Consider the following 14,371-nt stretch of genomic DNA (forward strand, 5'->3'; position numbering starts at 1 on the left):
TTGACTTATACACAGCACTTGAGAAATCTAGCTTTTCTCTGTCAAGCAATTTTATATATTTTTATTTTTATATAAGTTATTGAAAAATATAAAGAAAATTTTAATTTAAAAAATAGTCAATTTGAGTCAAAGCTACTTGTTAGCAAGCTTATAGGGATTTTTTAAACTGTTATCAACAAAGTTATCCACAGATTTTGTGGATAGTTTTTTATGATTTATATACATTTATTGTTTATCCAGAAAAGTGTATAAATTTATTAAAAATACCAGCTATTAACATTGTTACCACAATTATTTAACATAAATTTGACAGCTAGTTTTGTATTCTGCAGCCAACATAGTATGACAAAGTTGGGTATAGTGTGAATTACGTTCAGCAAATTGAAGATTCAAAAAAAGTATTTGATTGGAAAGCATTGGTTTGGTCGCTGTTATTTTTTTGGTATTTTTCGGCTGTAATACAGGGATTAATCTTTTTTTCTGGAACCGCAGGCTTTGAAGGGCTAAGAAATAGTTTTTATTTCAGTACCTTATGGTTGATACCTTTATTATTAATACCAACATACACAAGACAAATAGCAGCAGTAATTGGAATAATATTATGGGCAGCTTCATTAGGTAGTTTAGGCTATTACATAATTTACCAGCAGGAATTTTCTCAAAGCGTAATTTTTATTATGTTTGAGTCAAATCCCGCAGAAGCAGGTGAATATATTAGCCAATACTTTAGCCTGACCTTATTAAGTATATTAATAGCCTATACAATTGGTGGTTTTTTACTATGGCGTAAGGTTAGGGCGATTTATTTACCAAATCCATTAGCAATTTATATGGTGTGCTTATTAATAGTGATAAGTGTGGCAGGTTATCCGCTTGCTAACAGAATGTTAAAAAAACAAGAACCATTTGCTGTTGCCGCCGAAAAAGCATTTATTCGTATGGAGCCAGCAGTACCTTGGCAATTAGTGGTTGGTTATTATCAATATCAACAGCAATTAACTAATATGCAAAAATTATTAGATAATAATGCGGCTTTACCTCCCATAGCTAATTTGCATGATAGTAATGGAGAAACTCCAAGAACATTAGTAGTAGTGATAGGGGAGTCTACGTCACGATTACATATGGGGTTATACGGCTATCCTCGCGATACAACACCCAATTTACAACAAATACAAAAAACAGATAAAGGATTAGTGGTCTTTAATAATGTTGTAGCTGCTCGTCCTTATACTATTGAGATGTTACAACAAGCACTAACCTTTGCTGACCAGCAAAGTCCTAATCGTTATTTATCAGAACCTTCCTTTATTAATTTGATGAAGCAAGCAGGTTATAAAACTTTCTGGATAACAAATCAGCAAACCATGACTAAACGTAATACTATGCTGACTACGTTCTCACAAATAGCAGATGAGCAGTTTTATTTAAATAATCAACGTAGTCAAAATGCAGAGCAACATGATGAGGTGGTGTTTGAACCATTTGCTAAGGTTTTAAATGATCCAGCCCCTAAAAAACTTATTGTGGTTCATTTATTAGGAACCCATATGAATTATAAATATAGATATCCTGATGAATTCAACAAGTTTGAAGGAAGAGATAAAGTTGTGCCTGCTAATTTAGATGATAAGCAAGTCGCTATTTATAATAGTTATGATAATGCAGTGCTTTATAATGATTATGTGGTTTCTACATTAATTAAAAAATTTGCTGCAACAGATCCTTATGGTTTCTTGGTCTATTTATCAGATCACGGTGAGGAGGTGTTTGGCGATCCTCAACATAAGGTGTTAGGGCGTAATGAAGCTGCGCCAACTAAAGGTATGTATACAGTTCCTTTTATGGTATGGAGTTCACCAAGTTGGCAACAAACCCATCAACATAATTTACAAGCAATGGTTAATCGGCCATATAGTTCAAGCCATCTAATTCATACGCTGTCTGATCTAGCTGGTTTAACTTATGATAATTATTTACCTGAAAACAGTTTGGTTAACCCTAATTATGTAGTCAAAACTCGTTGGATAGGTGATCCTAATGGTAAATTAAAATCTTATGATGCGCTATTTCCAGACAGTACCAAGCAATCTACAATGGGCAATCAATTAGCAATCGCCAAGGAAAGACAGTTAAAGACTAAAAAAGAATTGGTTGATTAATAGTTAGCGCAATAAAAAAGCCAATAATTTGTTATTGGCTTTTTTGAGTACTAATAAACAATATTAAAGGTGGAATTCGTGACCTAAGTATACATCTTTTACAATTTGGTCATTTAAGATATCTTCAGAACTGCCTTGGGCAATTATTTTTCCTTCATTCACGATATAAGCTTTTTCACAAATATCTAATGTTTCACGCACATTGTGATCTGTAATGAGAATACCAATGCCTCTATCTCTTAAATGGTAAATAATCTGTTTAATATCATTAATTGAAATGGGGTCCACACCTGCAAAAGGCTCATCAAGTAATATAAATTTAGGATTACTTGCTAGTGATCTAGCAATTTCAACACGACGTCTTTCACCACCCGAAAGGCTCATCCCTGTATTATTTCGAATATGATTAATATGAAATTCATTTAATAAGCTTTCTAAGATTTGGTTACGCTGTGAGGCTGTTATATCTTTACGCAATTCTAAAATAGCCATAATATTTTCTGTAACGGTAAGTTTACGGAAAATAGACGCTTCCTGTGGTAAGTAACCAATACCTGCTTTAGCACGGCCGTGCATAGGTAAGTTAGTAACATCTTTACCATCAATAGTAATTATGCCTTGCTCAGGATGAATTAAACCTACGATCATATAGAAGCTAGTGGTTTTACCAGCACCATTCGGGCCTAGTAAACCAACAATACTGCCACTTTCTATAGATAGGCTAACACCGTTGACAACTTTACGACCATTATAGGCTTTAATTAAGTTACTTGCTGCGAGTGTAGTCATGGTTTAGTTCTTCTTCTCTGGTTCAAGTACCATGTTAATACGGCCAGGTTTGTTGGTTGCAGTTGAGTTTGTTTTGTTGCCTGCACTAATCAATTTACGTTCAGTATCATAAACAATTTTATCACCAGTAAATACATTATTTTTTTGTATCACTTTAGCATTATCAATCAAAATAATTTTTTTGTTTGCTACTTGGTATTGTATAGTTTTACCATAGGCTTTAAGAACAGGATCATTAGGTGAAGGTATTTGTTCATAATAAGCTGGGTTACCTTGAGAGGTCATTACTTGAATACCACCATCTTTATTACGAGTAATAGTAACGGTATGTCCCATAACCTTCATACTGCCTTGAGTAATAATGACATTGCCACGATACACTAATACCCCTTTGTTATTATCCAAATCAGCAGTGTCTGCTTGAATATGAATGGGCTGTTGGCTATCGGAAGGTAGAGCATAGGATGCTGTTTGAGCACTCATTAATACTGCTGCTAAAAAAATAAGGTATTTAATTCGCATTCTGGCCTCTATTTATTTTTGTCCTCACATTAGACAAAATCTGTATTCTGTTTGTTTCAAAATAAGCTTTAACCCCATTACCTGACGTTTCACCATCTGGTGAGGTAACAATAGCGTAGTCACTAGACTCGGCATATTTTTTATCAGGATAGATCATTACTTGACCATATTTTACGGGATCTGATTGATTTTTTGCTTGTCCAATTTCAAAGGTATTGGTTTGACCTTGTTCGTCAATTTGAGTACCTTTGATATTATTAATTAATTTGACTTCATCACCCTTAGGACCGACTTCACCTTTGTCACTTTTGATAAACCAAGGGTGAGCTGCTTCTTTATAAATATGTGCGGTAGGGTTAGTTAAATAACTAATATCTGTTTCTTCAACATGAGTAAGTTTCTCTGTTGTCATTTTATAGTCTGTAGTGCCATCTTCTTTATACTGAATAACATTTACATCACTAGCAAAATAATCAATAGTAGGTTTGTTAGTAAATTTTGTATCTATTTTTATAGCATCTTCATCAAAATACTCAAAAATAGCTACTAGTACTACTAATAGTAATAAAATTCCAAATTTATAAATAAAACTTCTACTCATTGTTTATAAATACTGTTGTTGGAGAGCTTCTAATTGCCCTCGTGCTAGTAATATACGTTCGCAGAATTCTCGAACAGCTCCTTTACCACCTTTAGCTACCGTTGTTGCTAAGGCATGTTGTTTAACAAAATCATTAGCATTGGCTACTGCCATACCAATTCCTGCTTTTCTAATGGCAGGTAAATCAGGTAAATCGTCACCTAAATAGGCTACTTGTTCATGGCTAAATGAGGTTTTTGCCAATAACTCATCTAATGCAGTTAATTTATCTTCACGACCATGAAAATAGTGTTGAATACCAAGATTTTTCACTCGATTTTCTACCACAATACTACTACGGCCTGTAATTACAGCAACTTGTATGCCTACTTGCATTAACATTTTAATACCTAAGCCATCTAGGGTATTAAATGTTTTAAATTCAGTACCATCTGGAAGGAAGTATAGACGACCATCGGTCATAACTCCATCTACATCAAACACCGCCAGTTTGATTTTTTTAGCTCGTTCAGCGAAATTTAACATATTTAAATAACCCCTGCGCGAGTTAGATCATGGATATGTAATACACCTATTGGGTTTTGCTGATCATTAACAATTGGTAATACACTAATTTTGTGATCATCCATAATTTTTAATGCCTCTGCCGCTAGAATTTCAGGGCGTGCAGTTTTACTTTTTGCAGTCATGACTTGCTCGATAGTTAAATGCCGAATATCCGCATCACGATCAAGGGTTCTTCTTAGGTCACCATCAGTAAATACACCCAGTAGTTTGTCTTCAGCATTCACCACTAAAGCGATGCCTAATCCTACTCGTGACATTTCTAAAAGTGCTTGTTTAAGGGGAGTGGTAAGAGAGACTTTTGGTAACTCTTTACCTGTATGCATAATATCAGATACTTTTAATAGTAAACGACGACCCAAAGCACCGCCAGGATGTGAGAAAGCAAAATCTTCTGCTGTAAAACCCCTTGCTTCTAAAAGAGCAATAGCTAGTGCATCACCTAGTACCAATGTTGCAGTAGTAGAGGAGGTGGGTGCTAAATTAAGCGGGCAGGCTTCTTGGGTAACACTCACATCAAGATTAACATTGGCTGCTTGTGCTAAAGGAGAATTGATATTACCTGTCATGGTAATTAAAGTAATACCCAGTCGTTTAATGAGTGGTAATAGGGTAGTTATTTCTGCGGTTGAACCTGAGTTAGAAATGGCTAACACGATATCTTGTTTAGTAATCATCCCCATGTCGCCATGACTGGCTTCAGCAGGATGTACAAAGAAAGCAGGTGTGCCCGTGCTAGCAAGGGTGGCAGCAATTTTACGGCCTATATGCCCAGATTTACCTATACCTGATACAACTATTCGGCCTTGTGCATTTAAGATAAGTTTACAAGCTGTTACAAAATTTTCATTAATATGCTCTTTTAATGAGTCGATAGCTTGTAACTCTAACTCTATAGTACGTTTGGCTGATTCAATAAAGTTGAACTTGTTTTCCATTTAGTAACTACAATCTGGATGATTAAAAGTATAATTATAGCAATAAATTGTTTTGTATATCTAAATATATTATTAAATTTAGTGTAGATTCATTTTATATTTTGAGTTATCGGTTAGAATAGAGAGATATCACTAATTAGATTACATTAAAAAGTAATAATAATTTAAGGAGAATAGAGTGTCGCCTAATAGCAGCTATGCTGTGGAATTGCAAAATATGTCCTTTAAGCGTGGTGACCGTTATATTTTTAAAGATATTGATATGACCATTGCCCATGGCAAAATCACTGCCATTATGGGTCCGTCTGGTTGTGGCAAAACAACCTTATTAAATTTAATCAGTGGTCAACTGTTACCAAATCAAGGAAAAGTAATGATTGACGGTAGGAATATTCCTGATTTAAGCCGTAATGAGTTATTTGATTTGCGTAAAGAAATGGGTGTGCTGTTTCAAAGCGGTGCACTTTTTACAGATATGAATGTTTTTGAAAATGTAGCTTTCCCTTTGCGTATTCATACAGATTTGCCTGAGCAGATGATCAGAGATATTGTCTTTATGAAATTACAGGCAGTTGGCTTACGGGGTGCCGCAAAATTAGCGCCTGATGAGTTATCAGGTGGTATGAAGCGTCGGGTGGCTTTAGCCCGTGCTATTGCTATGGATCCACAAATTCTATTATATGATGAACCTTTTGCAGGGCAAGACCCGATTGCCATGGGTGTATTAGTACGCCTGATTAAATTGTTAAATGATGCATTGGGTATCACTAGTATTATCGTATCCCATGATATTGATGAAACTTGCAGTATTGCTGACTATATTTATGTAGTGGGTAATGCTCAAGTGTTAGGTCATGGCACACCTGAGGAGTTAAAACAGATGGATGATCCTCGTGTTCGTCAGTTTATAATGGGTGAACCTGATGGGCCTATTCACTTCCAATTTCCAGCTGAAGATTATCAAAAAGCATTATTGGGAGCTGAGTAATGGAAAATAAAAGTAAAGGTTTATTAGAGCGTATCCAGTTACTAGGGCGATCAGCTATTGATATTATAGCAAGCTTGGGTAATGCAGGTATTTTTCTTGCTATGTCGCTGATCGGTCGGCCTGGTCCAGGTAAGCATTTTCAATTATTAGTGAAACAAATTTATTTTGTAGGTGTTTTATCACTACCTATTATCGTTGTTTCAGGGCTGTTTATTGGCATGATTATGGCGCTGCAAGGCTATAATATTCTCATTAGCTATGCTTCAGCAGAAGCGGTAGGGCAAGTGGTTGCTTTAAGTTTGCTACGAGAGTTAGGCCCTGTGGTTACAGGGTTATTATTTGCAGGCCGTGCTGGATCAGCATTAACAGCAGAAATTGGTAATATGAAAGCATCAGAACAGTTATCTGGTTTAGAAACTTTTGGTGTTGATCCTCTTAAATATGTAATAGCGCCTCGTTTAATCGCTGGCTTTATCAGCATGCCATTATTAGCTACTATTTTTGTGGTAGTAGGTATTTGGGGTGGTGCAATGGTTGCCGTTGATTGGTTAGGAGTGTTTGATGGCTCTTACTGGGGCAATATGCAAAGTAGTGTTCGTTTTGGTTATGATGTTTGTAATGGTTTGATAAAAGGTATTGTATTTGCTTTTGTTGCTACATGGATTGCGGTTTATCAAGGCTATTCTTGTGAAGCCACTTCTGTAGGGATTAGTAGAGCCACTACCAAAACCGTGGTGTTTTCATCACTAGCCATTTTAGGATTGGATTTTATTTTAACCGCATTAATGTTTGGAGAGATTTAATGAATAACCGTGCCCTTGAGATTACCGTAGGTCTTTTTGTATTGGCCGGTATATTGGCGCTTGCTTTATTAGCCTTTAGAGTAAGTGGTTTGACTTTAGGAGATACTGGCCAAGGTACTTTTAGAGTGACAGCCTATTTTGATAATGTGGATGGTTTGAAAGTTCGTTCACGGGTTGCTTTTGCTGGTGTAACAATTGGTAAAGTAACTGCTATTGAAATGGCGCCTGAACAATATCAAGCTAAAGTAACTTTAGAGTTAAATGGTGATGTTAACTATTTGCCTGAAGATTCTACTGCCATTATTTATACTGCTGGCCTATTAGGTGAAAAATATGTGGGTTTCAGCTTAGGTGGTGAAGAAGAAGTATTAAAAGATGGTTCTGTGATTCGAGATACTCAGTCAACACTAGTGTTAGAGGATTTAATTAACAAATTTGTTATGGGCTCTGATGATAGTGGTAAAGAAGTTGCTAAGCAACTGCAAACAATGAATGATACTTTGAAAGAACTAGTTAAAACTAATCCAAATCTTGCGCATTAATTACGAGGAATAAATATGATGATTAAAAAATACAGTCATTTAGTTTTTACATGCTTATTAGCTATTTTTGCAACCAGTGTTGTAGCCGCAGAGCAAACACCACAACAAGTGGTTCAATCTACTGTAGATGTGTTGTTAAAAGACCTTAATGCAAATAGGGCTAAATATAAAAGAGATCCTGCTACCTTCCATGCATCATTACATAGTATTTTAACACCTGTTGTTGATGTGGATGGTATTGCTCGCACTGTGATGACTGTAAAATATGCGCGTCGTGCTACGCCTCAACAAATGGAAACCTTTAAAGCTAACTTTGAGAAAGGTTTGATGCAGTTCTATGGTAATGCTTTACTTGAGTATGAAAACCAAGGTATTAAGGTATTAAGAACTACACCTACAGATGACCCTAATCGTGTTAGCGTAGCAATGGAGTTAAGAGGTAATAACAACACTATCTATCCAGTTTCTTATACAATGGTTAAATTGGATGGTAAATGGGTTATCAGAAACGTTATCGTAAATGGTTTAAATATTGGTAAATTGTTCAGAGATCAATTTGCAAGTGAAATGCGTAATAATAACGATAATTTAGATTATGTTATCAACAATTGGGCTGATGCAGTAAAACGTGCTCAAGAGTCATCAGATAAAGATTAAGGTATTTATTTGTGAGTGATGTAAATACAAAAACTGCTCTAGCTACCCTGAAAGAGGGTAGTGCTGGTGAATTATTACTCGCTGGTCAGTTAGATTATCGTAATGGCAAACATCTTTGTGAGCTAGGTGAGTCTATTATTAATAATAGTTCAGCTAGTTCTTTTACACTAGATTGTTCGGGTGTCACTCGGACTAGTAGTGTTGGGTTATCATTAGTTTTATCATTAATTCGTGATGCCAAAAAGCAAGCTAAACCATTAATGATAAAAACTTTTACTGAAGACTTGGATGAAATTGCTAAGTTCTCAGGGTTAATAGAAATATTACCTTTAGCGGATGATTTTAAAGTAGTAAATGTAAATTAAGTACAGCGGGATAAGTGAATGCAACCAACTGAAGTAAAGAGTTTTTTAGAAGAACGATTACCTAGTTCACAGGTTGAAGTGGAAGGTGAAGGCTGTAATTTTCAACTAAATATAATTAGTGATGAATTATGTGCGTTAAGCCCTGTTAAGCGTCAACAACAAATTTATAGCCATCTTAATCCTTGGATTGCTGATGGGCGTATTCATGCAATTACTATGAAGTTTTACACGCGTAGTGATTGGGCAGAACGTAATTAAAATCATAATTATTTTAGAGAGAATTGAATGGATAAGTTAAAGATTACAGGTGGTGTTGCGCTTAATGGTGAAATACGTATTTCTGGTGCAAAAAACTCAGCTTTACCTATTTTAGCTTGTACTCTATTAGGAGATACGCCCTCCACTGTATCTAATTTACCGCATTTACATGATATTACTACCATGATTGAGCTTTTTGGCTGTATGGGTATTCAGCCTACCATTGACGAAAAGCTTAGCCTAGAAGTAGATGCATCAACCATAAAAACCCTTATAGCACCTTATGATCTAGTAAAAACTATGCGAGCATCTATTTTGGTGTTAGGGCCAATGCTCGCTCGTTTTGGTAAAGCCGAAGTAGCATTACCTGGTGGTTGTGCCATTGGATCTCGACCTGTGGATTTACATGTTCGTGGTCTTGAAGCTATGGGTGCTATCATTAATATCGAAGATGGTTATATTAAAGCGGAATTACCGCCAGAGGGTTTACATGGTGCTAATTTCCTATTTGATACTGTCAGTGTTACTGGTACTGAAAACTTAATGATGGCGGCAGCATTGGCTAAAGGCCAAACAGTTTTACAAAATGCTGCTAAAGAGCCTGAAGTAATTGATCTTGCTAATATGATTAACCAAATGGGTGGTCATGTTGCTGGCGCAGGTACAGATACTATTACTATTAATGGTGTGGAGCGTTTACAAGGTACTAATTTCCGTGTAATGCCAGACCGTATTGAAACAGGTACATACTTAGTGGCGGCTGCTATTACAGGTGGTAAGGTTAAATTAAAAGATACTGATCCCCATATCCTTGAAGCCGTTTTACTAAAACTACAAGAAGCTGGCGCTTTTATAGATACAGGTAAAGATTGGATTGCCTTAGACATGAAAGGTAATCGCCCTAAAGCAGTGAATATTCGTACAGCGCCTTATCCTGCATTCCCTACTGATATGCAAGCCCAATTTATTGCTTTAAATGCAATAGCAGAAGGTACAGGTACAGTTACAGAAACGATTTTTGAAAATCGTTTTATGCATGTTTATGAAATGAATCGAATGGGTGCCCATATTCTTATCGAAGGTAATACAGCGATTGTGATGGGGGTTGATAAGATGAAAGGTGCCCCTGTTATGGCTACGGATTTACGTGCTTCTGCTAGTTTAGTATTAGCAGGCTTAGTAGCAGATGGTGAAACCTTAATTGATCGTATCTATCATATTGATCGTGGTTATGAGTGTATTGAAGAAAAATTACAGTTACTGGGTGCGAAGATTAAGCGGGTAGCAGGTTAATTTATTTAATACCTTGTTTGTTTTATAAAATATCCTCTAGTGTTGTTCATTAGAGGATATTTTTTTAATAAGAAAAATTTTTACTGCGATTTAATAGCATTGTTTGCCAAGAAACGCCATAATAACGGTTAACCGATAAAAAATTTAAAAGTTAAGTGTTTATTATGTTAACTATTGCATTATCAAAAGGACGTATTCTTGATGAAACTCTGCCATTATTGGCAGAAGCAGGGATTGTACCTACCGAAAACCCAGAAAAAAGCCGTAAACTGATTATTCCTACTAGCCAAGACGATGTGCGTATTTTAATTGTACGTGCTACTGATGTACCTACTTATGTGGAGTATGGTGCAGCGGATTTAGGCGTGGCAGGTAAGGATGTATTATTAGAGTATGGTGGTGATGGTCTCTATGAGCCACTCGATTTGAATATTGCACACTGTAAATTGATGACAGCGGGTGTAACAGGTAAACCAGATCCTAAAGGTCGTTTAAAAGTAGCTACTAAGTTTGTTAATGTGGCCAAAAATTATTATGCTGAACAAGGTCGCCAAGTAGATATTATTAAGCTTTATGGCTCCATGGAGTTAGCACCATTGGTAGGCTTGGCTGATAAAATTATTGATGTAGTAGATACAGGCAATACCTTAAGAGCAAATGGTTTAGAACCTCAAGAGCTAATTGCTTATATTAGCTCACGGTTGATTGTTAATAAAGCCGCTATGAAAATGCAACATCATCGTATTCAAGCATTAATTGATACGTTACGTAAAGCAGTTGAGTCTAGAAAAGAATCTTAAAAGTAACTATGGGAAGATAAAACAATGTCAGTTAAGATACGTCGTTTATCCTATAATCAAGCTGATTTCTCTAAGCAAATGAATGATTTGCTAAGTTGGGAAAGTGTTTCTGATGATGCCGTTAATGGTCGTGTATTGGAGATTATTAGCGAAGTAAGAAAGCATGGTGATAAAGCTGTTGTTGAATATACCCAAAAGTTTGACCGTGTATCTGCTCAATCTATGGCTGAGCTTACTTTTGATAAAGACCGTATTCAGCAATCATTAGCGAGAATCAATCCTGCACAGCGTAAAGCATTAGAGCTAGCTGCTGAACGGGTACGTTTATATCATGAGCACCAAAAACAAGATTCATGGCGTTATACAGAAGCAGATGGCACAGTATTAGGTCAAAAAATTACTCCTTTAGATCGTGTTGGTTTATATGTACCAGGTGGTAAAGCTTCCTATCCTTCTTCAGTAATTATGAATGCTATTCCAGCTAAAGTGGCAGGTGTACCTGAAGTGGTGATGGTAGTACCAACCCCTGATAATGAGGTAAATGATATTGTTTTAGCAGCAGCGGCTGTAGCAGGTGTGGATAGAGTATTTGCTATTGGCGGAGCACAAGCTGTAGCTGCATTGGCTTATGGTACGGAAACAGTGCCTGCTGTGGATAAGATAGTAGGGCCTGGTAATATTTATGTGGCTACCGCTAAACGTCATGTGTTCGGTAAAGTGGGCATTGATATGATCGCAGGGCCTTCTGAAATTCTTGTGGTATGTGATGCTGGTACTAATCCAGATTGGATTGCCATGGACTTATTCTCACAAGCAGAACATGATGAAGACGCACAAGCTATTTTAATCTCACAAGATAAAGCCTTTATTGAGCAGGTTGAGGCAAGTATTAATAAATTATTGCCTACCATGGAACGCTCTGAAATTATTAAAACCTCGCTAGAAGCGAGAGGTGCGTTAATCCATGTTGATACCAAAGAGCAGGCTCTAGAAGTAGCCAATATTATTGCACCAGAGCATTTGGAGTTATCAGTAGCCGATCCAGAAGATTGGCTACCAGAGATTCGCCATGCAGGTGCTATTTTTATGGGTCGTTACACAGCTGAATCAATTGGTGATTATTGTGCAGGCCCTAACCATGTATTACCAACCTCAGGTACAGCACGTTATTCTTCACCTCTAGGTGTTTATGATTTCCAAAAACGCTCTTCAATTATTTTCTGTTCAGAGCAGGGAGCGGCTGAATTAGGCAAAACAGCTTCTGTATTAGCTCGTGGTGAGTCATTAACTGCACATGCGCGTAGTGCCGAATATAGGATGAAAAAATAATGAATAAATATTGGAGTCCCTTAGTTAATAAGTTAACGCCTTATGTGCCAGGAGAGCAACCAAAACTGGATAAGTTAGTTAAACTAAATACTAATGAAAATCCTTATGGCCCATCACCAAAGGTGTTAGAGGCTATTAAGGAAGTAACTGCTGATAGTTTACGCCTTTATCCTGATCCCAATAGTGATCGTTTAAAACAAACCATTGCTAACTATTATAATTTAGAGGCTAACCAAGTTTTTGTGGGTAATGGTTCTGATGAAGTGTTGGCAATAGTGTTTCAAGCATTATTTAAACACGATGATGAACAGCGCCCCTTACTATTTCCTGATATTAGTTATAGTTTTTATCCTGTGTATTGTGGGTTATATGATATTCACTATACAGCTATTGAGTTAGATGAATTATTCCAAATTAAAGTGAAAAGTTATCTAAGACCCAACAGTGGTATTATTTTTGCTAATCCTAATGCGCCAACAGGCATTTTATTATCATTAGAAGATATAGCGGAGTTATTAGAAGCTAATACTGAATCAGTCGTAGTTATTGATGAAGCCTATATTGATTTTGGTGGTGAAACAGCTGTTGCTCTAGTCAATCAATTCCCTAATTTATTAATTGTACAAACACTTTCTAAATCGCGTAGCTTAGCAGGATTGAGAGTTGGTTTGGCGTTGGGCAATGCTGAATTGATTGAAGCCCTAGAGCGAGTCAAAAATAGTTTTAACTCTTATCCATTAGACCGTTTGGCACAAGCAGGAGCGATTGCTGCTTTTGAAGACGTAGAGTACTTTAATGAAACCTGCCAGACTATTATTGAAGATAGGGAGTCTTTAGTAGCAGCTCTTGAGCAACTACAATTTAGAGTATTACCATCAGCAGCAAACTTTGTATTTGCACGTCATACTAAATTAGATGCAGAGTTATTAGCTACTAAATTGCGTAATAGAGGCATTATTGTTCGTTATTTTAATAAAGCACGTATTAATCAATTTTTACGTATCACTGTAGGTACTTTAGAGCAGAATCAACAGTTGATTGATGGAATCATTGAGATAATGCAAGAAACGGAATAAAAGTTATTATCTATAAGGGATAATCATTGATTATCCCTTTTTTATGATTTATTATTTCTGTAACTACAGAAATAAATAAAATTTGTGAGTTGATTATGATGAAGCTAACACCTCTTACTGAAAAATTTATTCTGCATTGGGGTGAAATGGGGCCCAGATGGGGAGTGAACCGTACTGTAGCTCAAATTCAGGCATTATTGTTCTTGTCTGATGAACCACTCAATGCAGAAGATATTTGTCAGATTCTTAATGTGGCACGCTCTAATGTAAGTAATAGTATTAAAGAATTACAATCAATGAAGTTAATTAAAGTAGTTCAAAAAATCGGTGATCGCCGTGACTACTTTGAATGTCAAAAGGATGTATGGGAATTAGTTAGAACTATTATAAAAGAGCGCAAGGAAAACGAATTTGATCCTACCATTGCTACCTTGAAAGGTTATATGGAAGAGGATGATTTTGCTCAAGAAACAAAATCCACACAAAAACGGATTAAAGATACTTTAGAGTTAATGCAGGTAATGGATAGTTGGGTAGATGAAATGCTAAAGCTTTCCCCTGAAACAGTATTAAAAATTATGAAATTAGGGGCTAAAGTACAGAAGCTAATTCGTGGCGATAACGAAAAAAGAATGAAGAAGTAACTATTAATAACTAACTATTTGATACTGCGCAATCATATTA

17 protein-coding genes are annotated in these 14,371 nt (G+C 36.1%); 12 read left to right on the plus strand and 5 right to left on the minus strand.

Going from position 1 to position 14,371, the window contains the following annotated elements:
• Positions 1-362 precede the first annotated feature (362 nt).
• Complete coding sequence (cptA, locus tag JHT90_RS04635; protein ID WP_379971839.1) at positions 363-2,162, plus strand: phosphoethanolamine transferase CptA; 1,800 nt, start codon at positions 363-365, stop codon at positions 2,160-2,162.
• 63 nt (positions 2,163-2,225) lie between these two features.
• Here cptA and lptB read toward each other — a convergent pair whose 3' ends face one another.
• From lptB to JHT90_RS04660, 5 genes are read right to left on the minus strand one after another with little or no spacing between them, the layout of a single operon-like run.
• Positions 2,226-2,951, minus strand: a complete 726-nt coding sequence (gene lptB, locus JHT90_RS04640) for an LPS export ABC transporter ATP-binding protein (RefSeq protein ID WP_201094705.1) — start codon at positions 2,949-2,951, stop codon at positions 2,226-2,228.
• A gap of 3 nt (positions 2,952-2,954) precedes the next feature.
• Positions 2,955-3,473, minus strand: coding sequence for a lipopolysaccharide transport periplasmic protein LptA (lptA, locus tag JHT90_RS04645; protein WP_201094711.1), 519 nt, complete (start codon positions 3,471-3,473; stop codon positions 2,955-2,957).
• On the minus strand, positions 3,463-4,074 hold the full coding sequence (gene lptC / locus JHT90_RS04650) for an LPS export ABC transporter periplasmic protein LptC (RefSeq protein WP_201094712.1): 612 nt from the start codon (positions 4,072-4,074) through the stop codon (positions 3,463-3,465). The genes lptA and lptC overlap by 11 nt, the downstream gene beginning before the upstream one ends.
• 3 nt (positions 4,075-4,077) lie before the next feature.
• Positions 4,078-4,599: a KdsC family phosphatase gene (locus JHT90_RS04655; protein ID WP_201094713.1), complete on the minus strand. Its 522-nt coding sequence runs from the start codon at positions 4,597-4,599 to the stop codon at positions 4,078-4,080.
• A gap of 2 nt (positions 4,600-4,601) precedes the next feature.
• A complete protein-coding gene (locus tag JHT90_RS04660) occupies positions 4,602-5,576 on the minus strand; it encodes a KpsF/GutQ family sugar-phosphate isomerase (protein ID WP_201094714.1) in 975 nt (324 codons plus the stop codon).
• Between the two features lie 178 nt (positions 5,577-5,754).
• Here JHT90_RS04660 and JHT90_RS04665 point away from each other — a divergent pair, with 178 nt between their 5' ends.
• From JHT90_RS04665 to JHT90_RS04715, 11 genes are all read left to right on the plus strand, one after another.
• On the plus strand, positions 5,755-6,564 hold the full coding sequence (locus JHT90_RS04665) for an ATP-binding cassette domain-containing protein (protein WP_201094716.1): 810 nt from the start codon (positions 5,755-5,757) through the stop codon (positions 6,562-6,564).
• Positions 6,564-7,367 (plus strand): lipid asymmetry maintenance ABC transporter permease subunit MlaE, encoded by an 804-nt coding sequence (gene mlaE / locus JHT90_RS04670; RefSeq protein WP_201094717.1) that lies wholly within the window; start codon positions 6,564-6,566, stop codon positions 7,365-7,367. Before JHT90_RS04665 ends, mlaE begins: the two co-directional genes overlap by 1 nt.
• Positions 7,367-7,909, plus strand: coding sequence for an outer membrane lipid asymmetry maintenance protein MlaD (mlaD, locus tag JHT90_RS04675; protein ID WP_201094718.1), 543 nt, complete (start codon positions 7,367-7,369; stop codon positions 7,907-7,909). The genes mlaE and mlaD overlap by 1 nt, the downstream gene beginning before the upstream one ends.
• Before the next feature lie 18 nt (positions 7,910-7,927).
• On the plus strand, positions 7,928-8,566 hold the full coding sequence (locus JHT90_RS04680) for an MlaC/ttg2D family ABC transporter substrate-binding protein (RefSeq protein ID WP_201095769.1): 639 nt from the start codon (positions 7,928-7,930) through the stop codon (positions 8,564-8,566).
• 11 nt (positions 8,567-8,577) lie between these two features.
• Positions 8,578-8,931: an STAS domain-containing protein gene (locus tag JHT90_RS04685; protein ID WP_201094719.1), complete on the plus strand. Its 354-nt coding sequence runs from the start codon at positions 8,578-8,580 to the stop codon at positions 8,929-8,931.
• An 18-nt stretch (positions 8,932-8,949) separates the two neighbouring features.
• Complete coding sequence (locus tag JHT90_RS04690; RefSeq protein WP_201094720.1) at positions 8,950-9,189, plus strand: BolA family protein; 240 nt, start codon at positions 8,950-8,952, stop codon at positions 9,187-9,189.
• Between the two features lie 27 nt (positions 9,190-9,216).
• A complete protein-coding gene (murA, locus tag JHT90_RS04695; protein ID WP_201094722.1) occupies positions 9,217-10,482 on the plus strand; it encodes a UDP-N-acetylglucosamine 1-carboxyvinyltransferase in 1,266 nt (421 codons plus the stop codon).
• A 164-nt stretch (positions 10,483-10,646) separates the two neighbouring features.
• Positions 10,647-11,282 carry an ATP phosphoribosyltransferase gene (gene hisG / locus JHT90_RS04700; RefSeq protein WP_201094724.1) on the plus strand — a complete coding sequence of 212 codons (636 nt, stop codon included), beginning with the start codon at positions 10,647-10,649 and terminating at the stop codon, positions 11,280-11,282.
• A 24-nt stretch (positions 11,283-11,306) separates the two neighbouring features.
• The gene (gene hisD / locus JHT90_RS04705; RefSeq protein WP_201094726.1) at positions 11,307-12,611 is read left to right on the plus strand and encodes a histidinol dehydrogenase; all 1,305 of its coding nucleotides are present in this window, start codon (positions 11,307-11,309) and stop codon (positions 12,609-12,611) included.
• Positions 12,611-13,687 (plus strand): histidinol-phosphate transaminase, encoded by a 1,077-nt coding sequence (gene hisC, locus JHT90_RS04710; RefSeq protein ID WP_201094728.1) that lies wholly within the window; start codon positions 12,611-12,613, stop codon positions 13,685-13,687. The genes hisD and hisC overlap by 1 nt, the downstream gene beginning before the upstream one ends.
• Before the next feature lie 95 nt (positions 13,688-13,782).
• A complete protein-coding gene (locus JHT90_RS04715) occupies positions 13,783-14,331 on the plus strand; it encodes a GbsR/MarR family transcriptional regulator (protein WP_236254046.1) in 549 nt (182 codons plus the stop codon).
• Positions 14,332-14,371 lie beyond the last annotated feature (40 nt).

It is taken from the genome of Entomomonas asaccharolytica, assembly GCF_016653615.1.
GTDB lineage: Bacteria > Pseudomonadota > Gammaproteobacteria > Pseudomonadales > Pseudomonadaceae > Entomomonas > Entomomonas asaccharolytica.

Excerpts from the sequence above, each read along its gene's own strand:
- lptB (WP_201094705.1), bottom strand. The coding sequence starts at position 2,951 with ATGACTACACTCGCAGCAAGTAACTTAATTAAAGCCTATAATGGTCGT.
- lptA (WP_201094711.1), bottom strand. The coding sequence starts at position 3,473 with ATGCGAATTAAATACCTTATTTTTTTAGCAGCAGTATTAATGAGTGCT.
- lptC (WP_201094712.1), bottom strand. The coding sequence starts at position 4,074 with ATGAGTAGAAGTTTTATTTATAAATTTGGAATTTTATTACTATTAGTA.
- JHT90_RS04655 (WP_201094713.1), bottom strand. The coding sequence starts at position 4,599 with ATGTTAAATTTCGCTGAACGAGCTAAAAAAATCAAACTGGCGGTGTTT.
- JHT90_RS04660 (WP_201094714.1), bottom strand. The coding sequence starts at position 5,576 with ATGGAAAACAAGTTCAACTTTATTGAATCAGCCAAACGTACTATAGAG.
- mlaE (WP_201094717.1), top strand. The coding sequence starts at position 6,564 with ATGGAAAATAAAAGTAAAGGTTTATTAGAGCGTATCCAGTTACTAGGG.
- mlaD (WP_201094718.1), top strand. The coding sequence starts at position 7,367 with ATGAATAACCGTGCCCTTGAGATTACCGTAGGTCTTTTTGTATTGGCC.
- JHT90_RS04680 (WP_201095769.1), top strand. The coding sequence starts at position 7,928 with ATGATTAAAAAATACAGTCATTTAGTTTTTACATGCTTATTAGCTATT.
- JHT90_RS04690 (WP_201094720.1), top strand. The coding sequence starts at position 8,950 with ATGCAACCAACTGAAGTAAAGAGTTTTTTAGAAGAACGATTACCTAGT.
- murA (WP_201094722.1), top strand. The coding sequence starts at position 9,217 with ATGGATAAGTTAAAGATTACAGGTGGTGTTGCGCTTAATGGTGAAATA.
- hisG (WP_201094724.1), top strand. The coding sequence starts at position 10,647 with ATGTTAACTATTGCATTATCAAAAGGACGTATTCTTGATGAAACTCTG.
- hisD (WP_201094726.1), top strand. The coding sequence starts at position 11,307 with ATGTCAGTTAAGATACGTCGTTTATCCTATAATCAAGCTGATTTCTCT.
- hisC (WP_201094728.1), top strand. The coding sequence starts at position 12,611 with ATGAATAAATATTGGAGTCCCTTAGTTAATAAGTTAACGCCTTATGTG.
- JHT90_RS04715 (WP_236254046.1), top strand. The coding sequence starts at position 13,783 with ATGATGAAGCTAACACCTCTTACTGAAAAATTTATTCTGCATTGGGGT.